Source organism: Agromyces humi (genome assembly GCF_009720255.1).
Taxonomy (GTDB): Bacteria; Actinomycetota; Actinomycetes; order Actinomycetales; family Microbacteriaceae; genus Agromyces; species Agromyces humi.
On the sequence record NZ_WJSP02000002.1, the window covers coordinates 37782 to 53818 of the forward strand.

Below are 16037 nucleotides of genomic sequence, written 5' to 3' on the forward strand. Positions count from 1 at the left end.
TGCGGCGACCCGGTCATGGTGACGGGGTTCCGAACACGAGCATGGTGACGCCCATGTACGTGTTCATCGTCCCTTGAAGGGTGGCGGAGATGGGGCCGGTGGTGGTGATTTCGTCGTTTGAGGCGGCGAACATCGCATATCCCGTTGTGGCGGTCTGGTCGACCTGCCATCCGGACGCCGGGGCCGGTGCTGCGGGGAACACCCATCCGGCACCGCCTTCGGACATCGCGGTGAAGATGGCGATCTGGTCGCGCCCAGCCGTGGCTGCGGGGGTGGTCTTGGTCGTCGCGAACGTCGACCCGTACGTCGATGACGACACCGAGGCGAGGGTAGGGGAGTTGAGCCCGCGGAGGACGTACACGACCGCGTTGGTGGGGGAGCCGCCGGGGTTGACGGTGATCGTGGTCGGGCCGGTCGCTCCGGTTGTCCAGGACACCCGGTGCCGGTAGCTGTTCGTCCGGTAGGTGGCCTGGGTGGTGACCGGGTGCTGGAAGGTGAGGCCGGGTGCGGTGACGGTGCCGGCTTGAATGTAGACGGTGTGGAAGACGACGACCACGACGTCGCTCGGCACGAGCGGGGTCGCGAGTGGGATCGGTGTGTCGGTGCTCCCAGGAAGCGGGGAGGTCTTCACCTCGACGACGGAGGAGTGGTTCGCCGGCGCGGCAGGGCCGGCCGCTGCGGGCCCTGGAACGGTGGCGGCGGAGACGTCCGCTGTCGTTGGGCAGTTCGCTTCAGGTTGCGTTGCGCTGAGGAACGGGACGGGCTGATCGTCCTTCGTCCAGAAGATCGCGCCGCTCGGTGATGCCATGGCGGCGCAGAACTCGTCATTGTCGAAGGTGGCGGCGATTCGGTTTCCGCTGTGTTGCAGGTAGCCGGCGTTGATGAGGCCTTGGTGGTCCTGGAACACCCCGTCTTTCGAGATGCTGATCTGCTCAGCGTCCGCGAACGCGTCGAGGGTGCTCTGCGTGGTGGCATCCTGCGTGTAGGGGATGACGGTGACGGCGCCGAACACGGCTGCGAGGAGCACGGCCACGGAGATGGCGATCGCGACGATGATGTTCGGGATCGACACCTCGAGCCCGGACCTGTCGGCGACGTTCTTCTGCAGGTGGGACGCGAGCATGGCCACTCCTTCGTTGACGGATCCGTCGAAGGTGAGGAATGCGGCGAGGCCCGTGTCAGGAGGGCGACGTAAGCTGCGGCCATGAAGGTGATCGGCACGATCCGCCGTGATGAGACGGAGCGGATCGAAGTGGACGCGGACTCCTATGAGGCGGGTGTTGCGGAGCTTCGTTCGAAGGTCCCGGAAGGTTGGAGCCTGATCACCGTCAGGACTCGGTGACCGCCATCCGCACCGCGGAGCGCAAGTCTTCACCTCGAAGATCAACGGACGGCCGACCCCGGAGTGGTTGTGGTCGAGGACCAGGTGCACGGTGGAGATCTCACCGACGACGCAGACGTCGTGCGCGACGACGCGGTCAGCGCCGAACAGATCTGCCCTCCTGCTGGGTGACCTGGCGGCCGGCGCGGTCGTAGAACCTCACGGCGGTCATCTCCAGTTCCTGGTCGATTGAGCCTGTCTTCCGGGTGTGGCATGCGCGGGGCAGTGACGGTGGAATCTTCACAGCCCTCGTGTCGCTGCATCTTGTGAGGCACAGAGGAGGTCGCCATGTCGAAGCTCACGGCGCGCGCTGCTGCCGACCACATCCGTGAGGAGCTGCGAGACGGCGACGAGAACTCCGCCCTCCGGCTCCTCGTCCAAGCGCTCGAGCACTTCCGGCTCGCCGGCACCTCCGTGGAGCTCGAGGGCTTTTTGGAGGCGCCGTCCTCTACCGGCGATGTCCGATGGGACACGTTGCTGGCGACCGTTTTCGCCTGGGCGGCGGAGCGTCGCGGGATCACGCCTCCTGTTTGGACGGAGAAGCCGTCGCTGCCGGAGGACTGGCTGCCGGCAACGCCTGGGCGCCCCGCCGAGCAGTACCTCGCGATGATCCGGGCGAGCGCCCTGCCGGAGTTCCTCGAGCGGGGCATCCTGATACGTGAGCGTGATCTGACCGTCGCCTGACAGGCGGCCGGGCACGGGCCCCGATCAGGCGATCTGCTCGTCTCCCGTGTCGGGCGCCCCTTCGTACCCGTCGAGGTACCGCCGGTACATGACCCGTTGCCCGAAGACGTCGCGGACGTGGGTGCCGACGACGTGGTCGAGTTCGCGGGCGCGTTCGCCGGTGAACCCCCACCGGTTCCGGCCGGCATCCCATGGCTCTTCGGACGGGAACCAGGTGTCGATCCGGTAGGCGCCGCGGATGACGCCGTGCGCGACGCCGAGGCAGTATTTGGCGCGGTCCCGCACCCAGGGTGAGATCTTCCAGTGCCCGCGGGTCTTGTCGTAGATCTCCTGCTCGCTCATGTCGGGACGCCACCCTCGCTGGATCTTCACCATGATGAGCGGCAGGTCGATCGGTGGGCATGGGGTGGCGCGGTGCCGGGCGACGACCACGGGGAGGGTGGCGAGGCCGTGGGCGCCTGAGTGATGGCCGCGGACCAGGTTGGTGAGCGTGTGCCCGTCGGCGGCGAATGCGTCGATGACGGCCTGCTCGACCGTGAACGCGGTGGTCTCGTCGTCGATGTGGGAGCGGAGGAAGAGCAGCTCGACCTCGAGCCCGGACGCTTCGATGTCGTTGATCGTGCGGAGCTTCGCCCGTTCTGATTCGAGGTCGGCGCCGGCTTCGCGAACGTGGGCGTTGATCCGGTCGCCGACGCCTTTGCCGACGTAGAACACCCGCCCGTCTCTTGGGTCGCGGAGCGCGTACACGTAGTAGCGGAGCACCTCGGCGACTTCGTTGGGGATGCGGGTGTCGGTCGGCATGACGCTCAGCGTAGCCAGCGGGGGCGTCAGCCGGAGATTGCGGCTGTGATGACGACGGCGATCAAGACGATCAAGACCACCACGACAGGTGATGCCAGCGTGCCGATTCCCGCCCAAAGCCCGAAGCGGGCGGCGCGTCTGCCGAGCCCGTCCTGAGCTTGGGCGCGGCGGAGGCCGATGGACCCGAACACGATGGCGAGGACGGTGAGGGTGAGAACCGGGAGGAAGCCAACCCAGGATGTGAGAATGGCGAAGGTCTGCACTTCAGCGACTGGGATGAGCGTGAGTGCGATGGGGATGAACCAGAAGGTCGCTCCGACGCCGATCGCCCACCATCCGATGATCCGGGCACGGTTCGCGATCGGGTTGCCTGCCGCCGCCGGAACCAGTTGGGCGGACTGAGCTGGCGCCCATGCTGTACCGTCCCACCACCTCGTCTGCCCTGGAGCGCTGGGATCGGGGTACCAGCCGGCAGGCGGTGTCGTGCTCGTCATGCCCGGCCTCCTTCGGAACGGTCGCCTGAGCCTATCGAACCCGGCACGGTTCAGCCGATCACGACCATCCCTTCGGCGCCGTACCTTCTGGCCATCCCGACCAGCCAGGTCCGGCCGATCGGGTTCCCGGTGTGTACGACGACCTTCCCCGGCCAAGTACCGTGCTCGCAGAGCCAGAGCATCACCGGGCGGGTGTCGTCGGTGCGGCCGCCGACCATTCCGAGGTCGTGGTCGAAGGAGATCTCGTCGAAGCGGGGGCCGTTCTGCGATGCCTGCTCGAGCAGCGCGATCGCTTCCGCTGACGTGCGTGCGACCACCCAGTCGTCGCCTGCAGGTGCGGGGCGTTCGTCGTCGATCCAGAGCCGAGTCATGCGGCCACTGTAAGCGCCGATGCGGGGAGGACGATGATCTGCTCGTCGAGGCCTGCGTAGTGTTGCCGGTCTGGGAAATGCAGGGTGATGCCGTCGGCGGTGACGGTGAAGGAGATCAGCTCACCGAGCTCCGTCCCGTCGAGCGTGACGAAGGTCCGGCCGATGTGCTTGTGCGCGATGGAGGACAGCTTCGTCGGGGTGGTGTCGTGCTGGCGGCGTTTCCGGGTTTGGCTGAGCGCCGGTGTGCAGCGGTTGCATGCGGTGTACGCGGGGAGGTTCTCGACGGTGGTGCGGTCCATCATGACCGGCATCTCGAGGGTGATGCCGGGGTGGATCGTCACCCGATGGTTGATGTAGTCCGTCCAGAGCTGCTCCCAGGTTTCACCGCGGTCGATGAGCTTCACCGCGGAGGCGCACTGGTGGCGGTGGATGGTGGGGACGGTGCTGGAAGCGGTGCGGCGGACGACGTAGATCTCGCCGCGGTCGATGGCTTCGTTCACGAGTCGTTGCTCGGTGACGATCTTCTTCGGCACTCCGAGCCAGAACTGGCGGTGCGGTTCGGGCAGGGTGTGCGGTTCGGGGAGTTGCAGGGTCTGGTGCTCGCCGAATGCGGCGCGCAGTGTGGGCAGGCTCAACGCGGTTCCTTCCTCTTCTGTGGAGTCATGCGCGGAACCGTCCATGCCCGATCATGGTCCGGCTGAGATTCGCCACAGATATGGCACGGAGCGGTACCTTTCGACCATGACGAACGACCCCCAGCTCGAGCAGCTCATCGCGATCGCATCGAGCGGTGATCCCGACGCCCTGATGAACGTCGGCATCGCATACAACATGCGAGGCCACCTGGACGAGGCGTTCGAGTGGTTCATCCGCTCGGCCGACGCCGGAAACGTCAGGGCGTACGCGTACCTCGGTTGGCTGTTCAAAGTGATGGGCGACCACGAGCAGGCCGTCGAGTGGACCAGGAGAGCGGTCGAGGCTGGCGAGCCGAACGCACCGCAACTTCTGGAGAGCTTGGTGAACCCGCCCGATGTCGTCTCCGATTCTGCGAGGGCTGCGACCGCGATGGCGAAAACCCTTGCACTCGCGCACATCGAACAGGGGAACTGGGATCAGGCGCAGAGCAACCTGGCTTTCGCAGCGAACGGCGGCGACGTCGATTCGTTCTACCTGATGGGAGTCTGGTGGGAGGGTCATCAGCAGAACCTCGGGCACGCGATCCTGTTCTACTCCCGCGCCAGCCAGGGAGGGCACGACAAGGCGATGTTCCGGCTTGCCCTGATCTTGGACCGTCTCGGCGATCACGACACAGCTAGCGGCTGGTTCTCCAACTCGGCCGCGGCCGGCAACGCCGACGCTCAGCGGGTGCTGGCCGGCCGTGCCTAGCGGATCCGACCGACCCGCCGAGAGCTCAGCCACGCATCCGTTTCGGGGGCAGCGCCTCCCCGGTCGCGCCGTGCGCCCCGCCGAACGGGCGCGGGTCCCGGTCACTTGGCCGTTGCATGGCGGGGACTGGGACGTCCTGGTACCCGGCGGTGCGGAGGAGCACATCGGAGAGGTCAAGCGGCCGCCGGCCGTCCCGAAGCCACCTGGGGATCCCACGGAGGAACGTCAGCTGGTCGATGGCGTCGGTCGCCCACGTCCCGGCCGGTGCGAACGGCAGGTCGGCTGGGTCAAGGAACGACGCTTCCTGCCACACCCCGTCGACGGGCCGGTTCACGGTGAGGTTCTCGAACCGGTCGGTGGACACGTGCTCGGTCGGGAACCATTCACGCCAGTCGGCGACACCGATCCTTGAACCGGTGCGGTCGTAGGTGACGCCGGGGGAGAGACGGACAGCGTCTTTCACCATCCGGTGCACGGTGGAGCGGACGTTCCCGGAGGTGTCACCGTCGAGTTTCTCCGCGGTGAGGAAGATGACGGCGAGCCCGGAGGCGTCCATGCGTCGGTCCTCGAGGAGCCGCACCCATGTTTCGATCTTCCGTTCGAGCGCCCGGCCGACGGTGGCGGTGAGCTCGACGACGATGCGGGCGCCGTCTTGGCGGATGACGGTCATGTCGCCGGACTTCGTGTACCGGGCGGTGTCCTGGGATGGGAGCCCGAGCCCGGTGTAGCCGAGCATGTTCGCTTGCGAGAACCGTTCCCCGACGACGGCGGCCGCGGTGGTGTGCTCTGCGACCCGGACGGCGAGTTCGGTGGTGAGGACACCGTGGCGGTCGTGGCCTTGACCGCCCATCTTCTGGGTGTGCCCGCCGGTCAGGGAAAGCCATTCCGCGTAGGTGAGCTCAGGGGCGAGGGTTTTCTCCACGAACGTGGACGTCCCCGGCCGGTACAGGGTGGCGCGCGGGGTCATCCTGGTTGGGGTGAGGGCGTTGCGGAACACGCCGACGTCGACGGCGCCGACTGTGAACAGGTCTCGCATCATCGACGACTTCCCGGACGCGAGGTGTGGGATCCCGGTGATCGCCGCGAGCTGCTCACCGGTCGCGACCCGCCACTGGTCGAGCGCTGCGAGCACGTCGAGGTACGCGTGCAGCCGGCCGCCGGCGAGGATCCGTGAGGCGGCGTCCTTCACGTCGGCGTCCAGGTGCTTCGGGATGCGCGACGTACCGATCGCCTGCTGGTCGCGGGCGGCTTTCGCGGACACCCACGTTGCCTGGGACCCGGACGTCCAGAGCTCACGGTGGTACGGGTCGAACCGGAGGTCGGCGGTGACGTCGGGGTGGCAGCCGCCACCTCCGACCCGGCGCCGGGCCCCGTCGACATTGACGGGTGGGGTGTCGCCTGGCAGTTCGATGTCGTCGGTGACGACCGGCGCGAGGAAGTCGGATACGTCGGCGTCGACGTCCATCTCCTCGTCGGGGAGGAAGTCCGCCCAGACGCCGAGGTCCGCGCGGCTCATGCGGGCACCTCAGCGTCGGCGACGGTCTGCACTCGCTCGTACCCGGACATGTCGGATTCGAAGTCGGCGAGCTTCATCGTGAACGCCGGCTGCCGGGTGCCGTTCACCCGGGTGCGGACGATCGCTTCGTACCGGGGGAGATTCGCGACGTCGGCGATCTCCCAGTGCGACCCGTCCGCGGAGAGGTCCGCGACGATCTGCGACATGACCTGCGCGACGTCCTGCGTGTACGCGAGCACGGTCCCGAAGCCGAGGACGGACTCCCGCACCTGCGGGACCAGTTGCGAGGCGCGTTGGGTGGCGAACACCGGGATGGTGCCGTAGGAGCGTCCCTTGTCCTTGATCCACTCGACGATCTCGGGGCTGTTCCCGGCGATCTCGGTGAGCTCGTCGGAGAAGATCGACACGTGCCGGCCCTGCTCGTCCCAGTCCATGCAGTTGCGCTGGATGGCGTCGTACAGGGAGTACATGAGCATCGCGGACATGTCCTCCTTGAGTTGCTTGTCGACGAGCTCGCCGCCCTTGGAGGATCCGACGTTCACGATCACCGCCCACCCGTGCTCGAGGATGTCGTCCCAGCTGACCTTCGACGTCCGCGACCACCACCCCTCGGCGGTGAGAAGCGCCGCAGCCTTGTTCCGGGGCGCTTCGGTGGCGGACTTCCGGTTCGCCGGGGTGACACCGTTCCCGTAGAGGGTGGACAGCTGCAGCCACGCGAACCCGAGGTCGTCGTCTTCGGTGGCGTTGGTGCGCGCCGCTTCGGACTTGATCGCGGTGGCGAGGGCGACGGCGAGCTCGTCACCGAACCCGCCGAGGAGGATGTTCGCGTAGTAGAACGGTGACGCCCCGGACCGGACTCCGGCGGCGTTCGCGACGATCGCGGGGGTGACGATCAGGGCGCCGCAGAACACACGGGTGAGCATGTTGAACGAGTGCGACCCGATGGAGGTCTCACCCCAGACGTACTTCATCGCGTTCGTGATGGTGCGCGCCTGATGCTCGAGCGACCCGACCCGGGGGAACATGTCGATCGCCGGGGTGGATCCGTCGGAGAGGTCGCAGACGCCGACGACGTCACCGACCGCTTCCGCTTGCCGGCGGTACTGCTCCGCACCCTGCCCCTTCGTCTCGAGCGCGACGAGGACGTTCTTGTCGCCGGGAAACCCGTCACGCCCGGACGGCTTCGCACGCTCCAAGCACATCCACGTCCACACGGACCGGAGTGCCTGGGACTTGCCGGATCCGGGCACGCCGAGGAACATCACGCCCTGCCAGAGATCCTTGGCGGACAGGGCAACCCAGTTTGCAAGGGACACCCCGATCCGCGGACCGATGATCTGGTTCATCATCGGCGGTGCGGCGCGCACCGCGGTGGACTGCTCACCGGACGCCGACCCGGCGTGCGGTGCGACGAGCGAGACGGGGATCTCCTGCCCGACGAGGAACGCGTTCTGCGGGAACCCGTACCCGGGGTCGCGGGCGGGGATCTTGTTCCCGTCCTTGTCCTCGGACTCCTTCCGCGCTTTCTGCGGCGCGACCGACAGGCCTGCAGGTGCCGGCAGCCGGCCGTCGTGGAGCGCAGCGCGGAAACGGCTGTGCCGGCCGGGGATGTGCCCGGACCGGAGCCCGCCTGAGATCACCGCGGACGCGGCGGCCGCGGCGAACAACGTCACCTGGGTGAGGGCGGGAAGGTGCGCGAGTTCCGCACCACCGAACGCGAGAACACCGCCTGCAGCGCCGAGCGCGAACGCACCCTTGATCCACGGCTTCGCGTCACCGGAACGTGACGACGTCGCCACGTCCGTGCCGATGTCGAACCCGGGCATCGCGGCGCCCACTTCGCGCAGCAGCGTGCCCGCTTCCGCGGTCGTCTCCGCGCCCGCGTAGAACGTCGCGACGAGCGCGTCAGAACGCCTCGAGTGGTACTGCGGGTTGTTCGTCCCGAGCTGCGCGGACAGCCACGCCAGCTGCCACTTCCGCTCCTTCGCGGTGGGACGCCGAAGCGTCGCCGCAACCCACTGCCCGGGACGCATCGCGATCGACAGCGCACGGGACACCGCGGCGGGGTCTGCACCCTGCTGGGTGTCGCGGGAAACGAGCGAAGGTGTCCGCTCCGTGGTGAGCCACGCAACCTGTGCTGCGTCAGCCAGCGGGGGAAGCTCGTCGACCTCCTCTGCGCGCGCTGCGACCGCGGCCGCCAGGTGCATCGCCGACTTCCCCGCCGAGTGCGTCGCGGGGACGATCAGGAAGTGCGCCAAACCGTTCTCATCACGGGTGGTGAGCAGCGTCGTTCCTGGCACGACCGTGGACGCGAAAACGCCTGCGGTTTGGATGAACGTCATGGGGTTCGGGTCGAAGCTGCCGGACCGGCTGAGCTTGTACACACGAAGCGGGGAATCGTGCTTGGTCATGCACCTAGGACATGCGGCGATCCGTGCACCGGGGCGGGCCAGCGGTCCAGTCGTTCTCGCGCACCGGTGCGGCGCCCGCCGGTGCACCAGTCGGAGAGTGACCGTCGCACGCAACGGACCACCCGCCCGCGCAACGATCATGCGCGAAACCGGTCCGGATACTCGCCGCCTCCACCCCGCCAACCCGGCGCACACAGAGGGCACGAGTAACGCCCACAACGACCCCCGCGACGTGCGCCGCGCCACCTCCCGCGCCGACATACATGTCGCTTTACGCTTCGTCGGTGCCCCCGTCAGACTGCGTCTTCCGTCCTCACCTTCGGTGCGGCGCCGTCCGTCTTCCGAACGCTGGCGCGTCCTGAAGTCTCCCGGTTCCGCGGTCACGTTGCTACCGTGTCCGCTTCACCCCCTGTGGGGGCGGGGTTGCTCGCCTGCCGTGTGCAGGTTCGCGTCGCATGGTCGCTGCCGTGTGCAGCTTCCTGCGAGGCAGCCGAAGCCACTTCGTGTCTCCGTCTGGTGACCCTCCGTTGTCGGGTCACAAACCTTTGCCTGCCGGCGGCTCTCCGCCCAGGCTCCGCGGGGATGCTCACGTCCTGTGCGCGTACCGTTGACCGGCACGTCCGCCGCCCCGTCGAACGCTCCGTTCCCGGTACGCCGTCCGGGCCGTCCAACGAGTCGTTGGACTTCCCCCGAGAACCCAGTCATGCGAAGCCGCCGCCGGCAGGCATCACCAGCGCAAGGGTTGAACGGCACGACGCACACCCCGCCAAACGAACCGGGACCACCAAGACGACGAACAGACCGGACAACGCCCCGACCACCGGGCCGAACGCGTCGAAACACCAGCCAGCCGAACACCACACCCGACCACGGCGCAGCCCGCCGCCGGCAGGCAACCGCACCCCGTGCGGTTCCGGAGGACCCGCCAGGGTCCGACCGAGGGAGCGCAGCGACCGAGACGCAACGACAGACACCACGCCATACGTCACGCCACACCACGAGCAACACACCGCCAACCGCCCCGACAAACGAACCGGAAGGAGGGCGACGAAGGAGCCCGACACGAAACGGTAAACACCCCGCCCAACGTGAAGCCCAACGAGCGAGGCCGACGAAGGAGGCCGAGGAGGATCAACGGCACGGCAACCGCCCCGACAAACGAAACGCGCGAGGCCACCGAATGTGGCCGAGCCAGGCGGGCGGCACACGACACACGCGCACCGCCCGCCCGGCCACCCACGCGCTCGCGCCCCACGCCGAACGACCAGACACACGAGAAGGCGAACGAACAGAAGGCGAGGACGACGAAGTCGGCCGAGCCTGATCCTCGTAAAGAGAGCCACCTCCCCGTTAGTAGAGGCGCCCGCCAGCAGAGGCCCGTGCGGCTAGCGCCGGCTCGCCGCGGCCGCGGCTCGGGACGTGGTTGGGCTAGCGCCCGATCAATGCGTCAGCCGGGAGCTCGCGTTCTCGCGGGGACGTTATTGCTGATTCACTCGCAGACCACCGCCGCGGTCAGTAGATGAGTGTCAACCGTGTAGATCGGCGCGACGAAGAACCCGTCGCAGTACGAGAGCATCGCGTGGGATGCGTCCGCCATGAACTGGTTTGCCTCATCCGCGGGAACCGTTCCAGTGAACGGGTCAGCGACGCAGGCCCAGCGCCACCCCTGCCAGTCTTCGATCACGGCTCCACCCAAGGTGTCGGCGCAGACCTCTGCCAGCGTCGGCAACACGATGGTGAACTCTGCTGAAGCGGCGACAGTCTCGCCGCCCGCCAACGCGAACATGACCGTCAGGACGTGAACGCCTTCGTCGAGCCCGGTCAGGTTGAGCGAGTACGACGTGAGCTTCTTCGCCGTCGACGTCTGTGCGCCGCACGCGATCGCAGTTCCGTCCAGAGCGCAGGAAGATTGGCTGACCTGGTGTGCAGCGCGGTTCACCGAATACGCGACGGTCACCGTGTCGCCTCCGATCTGGTCGACGACTACCGTCGCGGCGGGGGCGTTGCTGTGCGGGGGCGGCGCAGCGGTCGCCGGCGCGGCCGCCCCGACCAGCCACATGGCAACGGCAGCAACCGCACCCCAGGCGTAAACCATCGACGCTCGCTTGATTGATCGCATGTCGTGCACCACCCCTGCACGGTCGGCGCGAGGCCCCAGCCATCTCGGAACGCTTCATCGCAGTCCGCCCTGTTCCCTCGGAGAGTAGACCCGGGCCGAGCGCACGGTCAATGGCTCAGTGCCTGCGACGCGCCGCCCTCACCACCGCTCGGTTGCCCCGCGCATGACCTTCTCGACAGAAGGAGACCTCATGCCCGCGTTCACGTCCCGCCTCCCTGCAAGCCTGAACCAGGACCCCGCCCCGTACATCGACAAGTACGGTGACCGGATCGACTGGGATGCCGAAGACGCGGAGTACTACCCTCGCGACGAGTTCATCCCCGATGTCACCCACCCGACCAGTCGGGTGATCACGCAGCTGCGTGCCGCGATGACGATCCGCAGGACGATCCCAGACGTCGCGGAGATCACCCGGTACCGGGACGGCATCGCGCTGCTCCTCCACGCCGGGTACGGCCGCCCGCTGCCCGGCTGGTACTCCGGCCCCACCGTCATCCCGGCGTATCCGGACACCGACTCCACGAGCGTTGTCGCATACGTGTTCCGTGAGGCCGTCCAGCGGGACACCACCGACAGCGAAGCCGCGGACATGCTCGACCACGCCCTCCGGTTCCTCACCCGATACCGGGACTGGGTCGCGAACGCCGACGGCACCCCCTGGCCGGGCAGGAAGCCGCGCACCCAAGCCGACTACGACGTCCTCTACGCCGAACGTGCATGGCGGCGCTGGGAGAACAAGCCCGACAGCGCCGACAAGGCGTCCTTCATCGCCGGGTACATCGACGCGCGGAAGTTCGACTAGCGAACTCCGGCCTGCTGAGAAGTGCCGACTACCCGCAGACCTTCTCGGCCGCCCGGTACAGCGCGACCGCGTTCGCGACGAACTGCGCCTCCGTGACGTCAGTGTCATCGGGCACGCCTGCGTAGTTCGTCCGCGCTGCCGAAGCTTCGTCCTGCTCGGTCCACCCGTCCGCGATCTTCTCGCACTGCCCGTCCAGCGACACGAGCAGCTGCTCGTCAGGCAGATCACCCATACCGGTGACCGTCGGGTCGGAACGCACTGACTCGAGGAACGCCTGCTCCCGGGACTGCTGCCCAGACGTCGCCGCCATGAACAGGGCAACAGCGACCACCAGCCCGGCGGCCAGGGCGACCGCCAGCCGGAGCCAGCGAGGGCGGGTGCGGGATGTCTGCGGATCCGTCAGCAGGAGCTCCTTCGGTTCCCCTGATCGTATCGACGGGGTGCCGAGCATGGGAACCTGATGGCTCGCCCACCCGCAACATGGAAGGTGACCCCTGCCAGACGCGAACGGGGGAGTATCGCCACACCACCGCCGATGGTAGCTTCTGCCCACCAGACCGCTGACCGCAGAGGCAGGCCATGCCGTCCCAATCGACCAACAGCCGCCCCAAGTGGATCATCCCGGCCGCCCTCGCCGCCGTCGTTGCGGTGGTCGTCGCCGGCTGCATCGCCGCGTTCACCTTCGGGTGGTTCGGGCTCGGAGGCGGCACCTCAACGGCCGCCGCGCCCACATCCACGCCTTCCGGTGCCCTGCCAACAGAACAGGTCGCGGCCCTCGAGGCGCAACTGGAATCGGGCGACCCGGCCCAGCTGTCCGTCGCTCTAGCCCTAGACGAATCCCAGCTGACACCGGAGATGACTTCCGGTTTCGGCACCTCGGACCTGGTCTTCGACACCGCTGCAGCAGTTCAATACGAACACGCTTGGGACGTGCCGGTCACCGTCACCACGGAAGCCGGAGACACCAGCGAATGGATCGCGACGATCATCGACACCGAAGACGGTCTCGTCCTCGGCGACACGAGGGCCGCCGAATGAGTCACCGGAAGGTCATGCTCGCGGCCGCTGCGATTCTGCTCACGGCGGCCGCAACACTCGCGGCGCCACCCGCGATCGCAGCGAGCTGCAATGCCGGCTTCCCATCCAACGTCGACCTTGCCGGCAAGCATGTCGCCCTCCTCGCTCACGGGTGGAACGGCGCGGAGCTCGTCCGCACCCGGCAGCTCCTACAAGACGAGCTCGACGACGCCTGGGCGGTCGGCACGTTCTCCTACCCGGACCTGAACGCCCAATGGCCGGACAAGTCCGGAGCCGCCCAATGTCTGCAGCAGGCGATCCGCGACGTGCACACGAGAACGGGCTCGACCGACGCGAACGTCTACCTGGTCGCCCACTCAATGGGCGGTATTCTCGCCCGGTTCGCCACCAACTCGAGCGACGACCCGTCGATCGACGACATCGTCGCAGGCGTCGTCACGCTCGACACTCCACACCGCGGCTCCCCGATGGGGGCAACCAACATCGCCGCAATGTTGCAGCTCGCGAACGGCGGCGGCTTTGGGGACGGCTCGAAGTGCCTTGCACCGCACCACCCAGGATCGCTGCCGACAGGCTGCGGATACGCGCCGTACTTGTCGCCGGACATCCCGGTTGCCCAGATCGTCGGGGACGTCACGATCACCCGCAACTTCTTCGCGTTCGGGTTCAGCGGTCTCGACACCAACGGCGACGGTGTCGTATGGGTCAACTCGCAATCGGGATACGACGGATCATCTGAAGGGCCCGCCCCAGGGAACGCGATCATCACCCGTCAGGTCGACTGCGAGTCCGCCCTGGCTGTGCTGGCAGCACATCAAGGTTCACGACTCAACCTAGCCAACCCGCTCAGCGTGTTCGGGATCACGGGATCCAAGCAGGTCGCCGCCGGCGACCCCATCCTCAACACGAACAGCACAGCAGTGGCGATGCTCGGCGCGATCGCCAAGACGACAGCCTGCGGACACACAGGCATGACGGAGAACCCGCAGGCGATCACCATGATCGCCGATTCCCTCCGCAGCATGCCGGCCCGCACCGCAGCTTGGGTGATCGACGGCACCGGGTTCGGCCCGGTGAAGATCGGTGGCACCCTTGACGCGGCGAAGGCGGAGCCGTCCGTCACGGTCGAAGATCTTGGATCGCCGTGGTGCGGATCTGTCAACGGCGATGGCTGGTGGTCAGCTGAAGCTCCGGCGGGAGAGGGAAGCGACCTGGTGTCCGTCATCCTCATCGGATCCAGTTACAACGGGGAAGGGGAACCAGCCCGTACGAGCGGCGCGCCAGCAACCGCGGCCGGGATCACCATCGGTTCAACCGCGGAAGAGGTATTCGTCGCCTATCCAGACGCGAGACTGGCCAACGAGCAGTACAGCAGGTCTGCCAGGTTTCCCGACTACCAGGATTACGTCGTCGAGATCAACGGCGGGCCAGTGGTCCTTGGCACGGAGGGCGGCGTCGTTGACGCCATCATGATCGGACAGGAGGGCATCCCCTACGAACTCTGCTCGTAGGCGCATCCCGTGCCGCGCATGACCTGTTCATGACGCAGACCCTCACCGAGATCACCCCTGTCTCCAACAGCTGCCAGCGGTGGAACGACCGGAAGCACTCGTGGCGGCACCCGTCGGAGGGCGGGTTCGACGCCCGCCGGTTCGAAGCTGTCCCACTGTCGGAGGCGGTGGCGAAGGCGTTCACGGTCAGGAACCACTACAGCGGCTCATTTCCCGCGGCACGGTTCGCGTACGGCCTCACCACCGACGACGAGCGCCTCGGCACCGACGGGACGCTCGTCGATGGCCGGCATCTGGTCGGAGTCGCGGTCTTGTCCGTGCCGATGTCGTCGGCCGCGCTGAGCAACGTGTTCCCAGACCTCGAGCCGATCCAGCAGACGATCGAGCTCGGCCGGTTCGTCCTCACCGACAGCGCCCCAGCGAACGCGGAATCGTGGTTTCTCGGGCATCTGTTCCAGATGGCCGCGGACGACGGCATCCGTGGTGTCGTCGCGTTCGCAGACCCCATCCCGAGACGTCGGACCACCCTCACCATCGACGAGGACGGCAACCTCGGCGAAGAGGTCGAAGAGGTGCTGCCTGGACATGTGGGGTTGATCTATCAGGCCAGCAACGGCCGGGCGCTCGGCCGGTCCACGCCGCGGACCCTGAACTACGTCCCTCGGGTCGGCAAGGTCCTGTCCGAGCGGACACTCTCGAAGGTCCGCACTGGAGACCGCGGCGCCGAAGCCGGAGAGAAGCAGCTCATCGCCCTCGGCGCCCGAGCACGTCTCGCCGGTGAGAACCCGAAGACCTGGCTCGCGCGGGCGCTTCACGACATCGGCGCGACGAAACTCCGGCACCCCGGCAACCACCGATACGCATGGGCGCTCGGCACGCCAGCTCAGCGGCGACACACCCGGTTCGGGCTCGAGCAGACGGCGTACCCGAAGCCCAGAGATCTCCTGACGGTGGCGTAAGCGGAGCCGTTAGGGGTTCGCGGCGTGCGTGCGAACACGAACGTGATCCGCCTTGCGGGTTCGCCACTCCAGGAGCACACTTCGGACGGAGCAACTCATGGCAGCCCTCGAACCAGAGCCGTGGATTCGACCGGACATGAACCGGGTGATCGGGTGGATAGACCCCGGTTCACAACCCCCGGTCGGGTACTTCGCCCCTGCTTCCACCAGCGGGCCGAGCGCCCCGCTTCTCTGGCCCACCGGCGAGTCATCAGTCGGGGACGGCTCGCCACCGTCGCGTCGATCCGCCAACGGCGGTGCCGATCCCTGACCGTAGGTTGGCAACCACCGGTGCATCCGGCACCCTGAGCAGCTCGTCTTTCGGTTCGGGAACCGGCCCGAGCCCGTCGGCGATCTCGACCGAGAGGACGGTTCCGCCGGCGCGAACGACGTTGTAGCGCTCGTGGACGACGACCGCCTCGCCGACCAGCAGGTACTCGCCGAGGGGACGGTGATGCCAGACGGTAGGGGTGCCCGGTTCGAGCAGGTACGAGAGGGACGCTTCCTGCCCGGCCACCTCGAGCA

The 16037-nt window shown here is 67.6% G+C and carries 17 protein-coding genes; 7 read left to right on the forward strand and 10 right to left on the reverse strand.

Features of this window, described 5'->3' with window-relative positions; translation table 11 throughout:
* Positions 1-13: 13 nt before the first annotated feature.
* Entirely contained in the window at positions 14-1123 is a 1110-nt protein-coding gene (locus GH736_RS00440; protein ID WP_159599187.1) for a hypothetical protein, read from the reverse strand.
* A gap of 81 nt (positions 1124-1204) precedes the next feature.
* On the opposite strand from GH736_RS00440, the gene GH736_RS00445 reads away from it, so the two are divergent.
* Together GH736_RS00445 and GH736_RS00450 are read left to right on the forward strand one after the other, a co-directional pair.
* A complete protein-coding gene (locus GH736_RS00445) occupies positions 1205-1342 on the forward strand; it encodes a hypothetical protein (protein WP_159599189.1) in 138 nt (45 codons plus the stop codon).
* A 327-nt stretch (positions 1343-1669) separates the two neighbouring features.
* Entirely contained in the window at positions 1670-2065 is a 396-nt protein-coding gene (locus GH736_RS00450; RefSeq protein WP_159599191.1) for a hypothetical protein, read from the forward strand.
* A 24-nt stretch (positions 2066-2089) separates the two neighbouring features.
* Here the strand turns inward: GH736_RS00450 and GH736_RS00455 are convergent, their stop codons facing one another.
* Genes GH736_RS00455 through GH736_RS00470 form a run of 4 tightly spaced genes read right to left on the reverse strand, consistent with a single transcriptional unit; the run spans position 2090 to position 4366 of the window.
* The gene (locus GH736_RS00455; protein ID WP_159599193.1) at positions 2090-2866 is read right to left on the reverse strand and encodes an LEM-3-like GIY-YIG domain-containing protein; all 777 of its coding nucleotides are present in this window, start codon (positions 2864-2866) and stop codon (positions 2090-2092) included.
* A 26-nt stretch (positions 2867-2892) separates the two neighbouring features.
* Positions 2893-3360 (reverse strand): DUF2510 domain-containing protein, encoded by a 468-nt coding sequence (locus GH736_RS24810; RefSeq protein ID WP_235933777.1) that lies wholly within the window; start codon positions 3358-3360, stop codon positions 2893-2895.
* Positions 3361-3410: 50 nt separating this feature from the next.
* Positions 3411-3731 carry a cyclic-phosphate processing receiver domain-containing protein gene (locus GH736_RS00465; protein ID WP_159599195.1) on the reverse strand — a complete coding sequence of 107 codons (321 nt, stop codon included), beginning with the start codon at positions 3729-3731 and terminating at the stop codon, positions 3411-3413.
* The gene (locus GH736_RS00470; protein WP_159599197.1) at positions 3728-4366 is read right to left on the reverse strand and encodes a hypothetical protein; all 639 of its coding nucleotides are present in this window, start codon (positions 4364-4366) and stop codon (positions 3728-3730) included. Before GH736_RS00470 ends, GH736_RS00465 begins: the two co-directional genes overlap by 4 nt.
* 106 nt (positions 4367-4472) lie before the next feature.
* On the opposite strand from GH736_RS00470, the gene GH736_RS00475 reads away from it, so the two are divergent.
* On the forward strand, positions 4473-5117 hold the full coding sequence (locus GH736_RS00475; protein ID WP_159599199.1) for a tetratricopeptide repeat protein: 645 nt from the start codon (positions 4473-4475) through the stop codon (positions 5115-5117).
* A 25-nt stretch (positions 5118-5142) separates the two neighbouring features.
* On the opposite strand, the gene GH736_RS00480 is transcribed toward GH736_RS00475, so the two are convergent.
* From GH736_RS00480 to GH736_RS00490, 3 genes are all read right to left on the reverse strand, one after another.
* A complete protein-coding gene (locus GH736_RS00480) occupies positions 5143-6633 on the reverse strand; it encodes a hypothetical protein (protein WP_159599201.1) in 1491 nt (496 codons plus the stop codon).
* Entirely contained in the window at positions 6630-9044 is a 2415-nt protein-coding gene (locus GH736_RS00485) for a type IV secretory system conjugative DNA transfer family protein (RefSeq protein WP_159599203.1), read from the reverse strand. The genes GH736_RS00480 and GH736_RS00485 overlap by 4 nt, the downstream gene beginning before the upstream one ends.
* Before the next feature lie 1489 nt (positions 9045-10533).
* On the reverse strand, positions 10534-11163 hold the full coding sequence (locus tag GH736_RS00490) for a hypothetical protein (protein WP_159599205.1): 630 nt from the start codon (positions 11161-11163) through the stop codon (positions 10534-10536).
* Positions 11164-11353: 190 nt separating this feature from the next.
* On the opposite strand from GH736_RS00490, the gene GH736_RS00495 reads away from it, so the two are divergent.
* A complete protein-coding gene (locus GH736_RS00495; protein ID WP_159599207.1) occupies positions 11354-11965 on the forward strand; it encodes a hypothetical protein in 612 nt (203 codons plus the stop codon).
* Positions 11966-11993: 28 nt separating this feature from the next.
* Here the strand turns inward: GH736_RS00495 and GH736_RS00500 are convergent, their stop codons facing one another.
* Entirely contained in the window at positions 11994-12416 is a 423-nt protein-coding gene (locus tag GH736_RS00500) for a hypothetical protein (protein WP_159599209.1), read from the reverse strand.
* A 128-nt stretch (positions 12417-12544) separates the two neighbouring features.
* Here GH736_RS00500 and GH736_RS00505 point away from each other — a divergent pair, with 128 nt between their 5' ends.
* The 3 genes from GH736_RS00505 to GH736_RS00515 are packed head-to-tail and all read left to right on the forward strand — an operon-like array spanning position 12545 to position 15473.
* Positions 12545-13003: a hypothetical protein gene (locus GH736_RS00505; protein ID WP_159599211.1), complete on the forward strand. Its 459-nt coding sequence runs from the start codon at positions 12545-12547 to the stop codon at positions 13001-13003.
* Entirely contained in the window at positions 13000-14514 is a 1515-nt protein-coding gene (locus GH736_RS00510) for an esterase/lipase family protein (protein WP_159599213.1), read from the forward strand. Before GH736_RS00505 ends, GH736_RS00510 begins: the two co-directional genes overlap by 4 nt.
* A 29-nt stretch (positions 14515-14543) precedes the next feature.
* Complete coding sequence (locus tag GH736_RS00515) at positions 14544-15473, forward strand: Mom family adenine methylcarbamoylation protein (protein ID WP_159599215.1); 930 nt, start codon at positions 14544-14546, stop codon at positions 15471-15473.
* A 250-nt stretch (positions 15474-15723) separates the two neighbouring features.
* Here GH736_RS00515 and GH736_RS00520 read toward each other — a convergent pair.
* On the reverse strand, positions 15724-16037 hold a 314-nt coding region (locus tag GH736_RS00520; RefSeq protein ID WP_159599217.1), incomplete at its 5' end, for a hypothetical protein.

Excerpts from the sequence above, each read along its gene's own strand:
- GH736_RS00475 (WP_159599199.1), top strand. The coding sequence starts at position 4,473 with ATGACGAACGACCCCCAGCTCGAGCAGCTCATCGCGATCGCATCGAGC.
- GH736_RS00440 (WP_159599187.1), bottom strand. The coding sequence starts at position 1,123 with ATGCTCGCGTCCCACCTGCAGAAGAACGTCGCCGACAGGTCCGGGCTC.
- GH736_RS00495 (WP_159599207.1), top strand. The coding sequence starts at position 11,354 with ATGCCCGCGTTCACGTCCCGCCTCCCTGCAAGCCTGAACCAGGACCCC.
- GH736_RS00515 (WP_159599215.1), top strand. The coding sequence starts at position 14,544 with ATGACGCAGACCCTCACCGAGATCACCCCTGTCTCCAACAGCTGCCAG.
- GH736_RS00445 (WP_159599189.1), top strand. The coding sequence starts at position 1,205 with ATGAAGGTGATCGGCACGATCCGCCGTGATGAGACGGAGCGGATCGAA.
- GH736_RS00465 (WP_159599195.1), bottom strand. The coding sequence starts at position 3,731 with ATGACTCGGCTCTGGATCGACGACGAACGCCCCGCACCTGCAGGCGAC.
- GH736_RS00510 (WP_159599213.1), top strand. The coding sequence starts at position 13,000 with ATGAGTCACCGGAAGGTCATGCTCGCGGCCGCTGCGATTCTGCTCACG.
- GH736_RS24810 (WP_235933777.1), bottom strand. The coding sequence starts at position 3,360 with ATGACGAGCACGACACCGCCTGCCGGCTGGTACCCCGATCCCAGCGCT.
- GH736_RS00455 (WP_159599193.1), bottom strand. The coding sequence starts at position 2,866 with ATGCCGACCGACACCCGCATCCCCAACGAAGTCGCCGAGGTGCTCCGC.
- GH736_RS00500 (WP_159599209.1), bottom strand. The coding sequence starts at position 12,416 with ATGCTCGGCACCCCGTCGATACGATCAGGGGAACCGAAGGAGCTCCTG.
- GH736_RS00505 (WP_159599211.1), top strand. The coding sequence starts at position 12,545 with ATGCCGTCCCAATCGACCAACAGCCGCCCCAAGTGGATCATCCCGGCC.
- GH736_RS00450 (WP_159599191.1), top strand. The coding sequence starts at position 1,670 with ATGTCGAAGCTCACGGCGCGCGCTGCTGCCGACCACATCCGTGAGGAG.
- GH736_RS00490 (WP_159599205.1), bottom strand. The coding sequence starts at position 11,163 with ATGCGATCAATCAAGCGAGCGTCGATGGTTTACGCCTGGGGTGCGGTT.
- GH736_RS00480 (WP_159599201.1), bottom strand. The coding sequence starts at position 6,633 with ATGAGCCGCGCGGACCTCGGCGTCTGGGCGGACTTCCTCCCCGACGAG.
- GH736_RS00485 (WP_159599203.1), bottom strand. The coding sequence starts at position 9,044 with ATGACCAAGCACGATTCCCCGCTTCGTGTGTACAAGCTCAGCCGGTCC.